Origin of the sequence: Ferruginibacter sp. (assembly GCF_031430955.1) — a bacterium.
Lineage (GTDB): Bacteria > Bacteroidota > Bacteroidia > Chitinophagales > Chitinophagaceae > Ferruginibacter.
Window position 1 is genome coordinate 1 of record NZ_JANPCM010000694.1, and the last position, 2,793, is coordinate 2,793.

Consider the following 2,793-nt stretch of genomic DNA (forward strand, 5'->3'; position numbering starts at 1 on the left):
AAAAAGGTTACCATTTTTGGCAACCTTTTTTTATATTTAAAATATTTTACAATATTGTAATAATTCACATTCCTAATTTCCCATTCCCTGTTGTGCATTTTGCATATTATCCATTTCGCCTCTCATATTTTTACGCTTTAATAAGTTTACATCAAATTTTCCAAAGCGCCAGTTAAAGCTTAAACGGGCAACCTGCGGATCTCTTCTGCGTTGAGTATCATAAATTAAAAAAGAACTTTCCGCATGAGTCGCATTTAATTTAGTTCTGAACACATCATTCATTTGCAGGGTTAATGATGCCGCATTATTTTTTAAGAAATCTTTTCTTATGGCTATTTCTATTCCGTAGTTTGGTTTTATATAACCCTGTGCTCCGGGCTGGCTTTGGCCAAAACCGCCACCACCGCCAAACATTCCGCCGCCACGTCCACCACCGCCTCCGCCGCCACTGCTGCTTGCAGGCTGTAAAGTTTTTGCCTGGTAATCGCCGCTTACCTGTATAGAATAATTTTTAGGTAATTTAAAACTGTTATTAATTTTTGCAAACCAGCTTACCAGCGACTGATTAATACTGCCCGGAATATTACCTGCTTTTAAATCGGTTTTATACAAATTAAAATTGGTTGTAAGATCCCACCAGCTGATAAATTTATCTCTTACTGTTAACTCCAAACCATAAGTAAAACTGCTGTTGGCATTGGCGTAAGTATTAAATGTTGCACTGTCAGAAATTGAAGTGTTGGGGTTTACATCACGGTATTGATAACGTGTAATTAAATCGTTGGTATTACGAAAATACACAGTGGTAAAAAAAGAATGCTTATTATTAAATTGATTTTGATAAGACAATTCTGCAAGATTGGTAAACTCCGGTATCAGATCAGGATTACCTTTTGAAATGTTTAAAGGATCGCTTACATCAATAAATGGTATCAGCTGAAAAAAGTTAGGCCTGTTTATTTTTCTTGAATAATTCAACTGCATATCCTGTTTCTCTGTTAGTTTGTAAGTAAAAAAAGCACTGGGGAATAAACTAAAAGGATAGCTGTTGCTGAATTTTTGATCTTTTGTAATTAAGTTACCATCATACTTACTGCTTTCTAACCTTAAGCCCAACTGGTAAGTTAAATTTTTAAGCTGTTGGGAGAAAGTGGTATAACCGGCATATACTTCATCAGTAAATTTATAATCAGTATTAATTTTGTTACCAAAAAAAGTTTGCCCGGTATAATCTTTAAAAATATTAGTAATGGTATTAAAACTCCTAAAGTCTCTGAATGCAGCCCTTGCACCAAATTCAATTTTCATTTTAGCAGTAATAGGATTGCTGTAATCTGTTTGTAAAGTATAAAATTTTGTAGTACCACCGCCAGTTGTATTTTGAAAAAGATTTAATCCTTTGGGGCTGCTGTTACCGGCAAATTGTTTTTGATCGTTATCCGATTCGTTATCGTTTTTACTGTAATTGAAATTTGCATCGGCAGTAAGTTCTTTACCGGCCTTAGCATAATTATGTTTGTAACTTAATGTGCTGCCATAATTTCTAAAATTACCAATACTGTTTGATGTACGTGTGGCAGTTTCGTTTACTACAGAGGACGCATAAGTGGTGTCATTAAGGCTGGTAAGAAAATCTTTAGTTTTAAACTGCCCTCTTACAACATTACCACCAATAGAAATTGTATTTCTGTTATTTAAAAAATAATCCATCCCCATGCGGCCAAAACTAAAAAAACCTGTGTTAACCGGGTTATTATTTTGTAAAGAATGGGCTACACTTTTGGTAAAAAAATCTGTGCGTTCAGTTGTTACTTCGCTTTTAGATTTACGGATACCCAGCATACCTGATGCAAAAAGATTTACTTTTTGCTGTTTAATATTTATATCGCCACCAAAGCCCGGCCTTCCACGGCTGTCAATACTGGCCCTAACGTTACCGTTATAGCCCGCTTTACGGTTTTTCTTCAATACAATATTTAATATACCTGCTCCGCCGCCACTGGCATCGTATTTTGCACTGGGGTTGGTAATTAATTCTACGGTTGCAATAGCATCTGCAGGTATCTGGTCTAAAGTCATTGTAGTTGGCCTGCCATCTACAAATATTTGTGGTGCTGCATTACGCATGGTAACGTTACCGTCAATATCTACACTAAGGCTCGGTACATTTTTCATTACATCAACAGCAGTACCGCCCACGCTGGTAAGATTTCTTTCTACATTAAAAATTTTACGGTCGATACCCATGGTAAGCAATGGCTTGTTAGCAATTACTGTTACAGCCTCCAGTTGTTGTGCATCAACAGTAAGTTTAATATTACCAAGGTCTTTATCCACGGCGCTAAGCATACCGCTCATGTCGCCGGGTTTCATTCCCGCCATATTTAATTCAAAGGCAACTTTTCTTTCAATGGGTTTGTAGCCAATAGCAGTTATTTTCAATTTATACTGCGCCATTATGGCTAAGTTCTCTAAACTGAATTCTCCTTTTTTTGTGGTAAGCATACCACTAACCACCACGTCTTTTCTTTTTTTGGTAACTGTGGCTAATTTATTTTGAATAAGCTGCACCGAAGCGGCTTCAACAGGTTTATTGGTAGCACTGTCAACAAGTTTACCATAAAAATGACCGAGATTCATGTTTTGGCCGCCACCCATTTGTCCACGGCCTCCGCCTGGCATTTGTGCATTTAAAGTAATTGAAAAAGAAATAAAAAGAATGCAATGGAAAATTCTAAAAAGATTCATACTGTATTTTTAATGTTAGTTTTATAGTTAGACGTTTTTTTACAG

At 36.3% G+C, this 2,793-nt stretch carries 1 protein-coding gene; it reads right to left on the minus strand.

Annotated elements, in window-relative coordinates; genetic code table 11:
• Positions 1-72: 72 nt before the first annotated feature.
• Positions 73-2,748 carry a TonB-dependent receptor gene (locus ACY65O_RS19880; RefSeq protein ID WP_462222601.1) on the minus strand — a complete coding sequence of 892 codons (2,676 nt, stop codon included), beginning with the start codon at positions 2,746-2,748 and terminating at the stop codon, positions 73-75.
• Between the last annotated feature and the right edge of the window lie 45 nt (positions 2,749-2,793).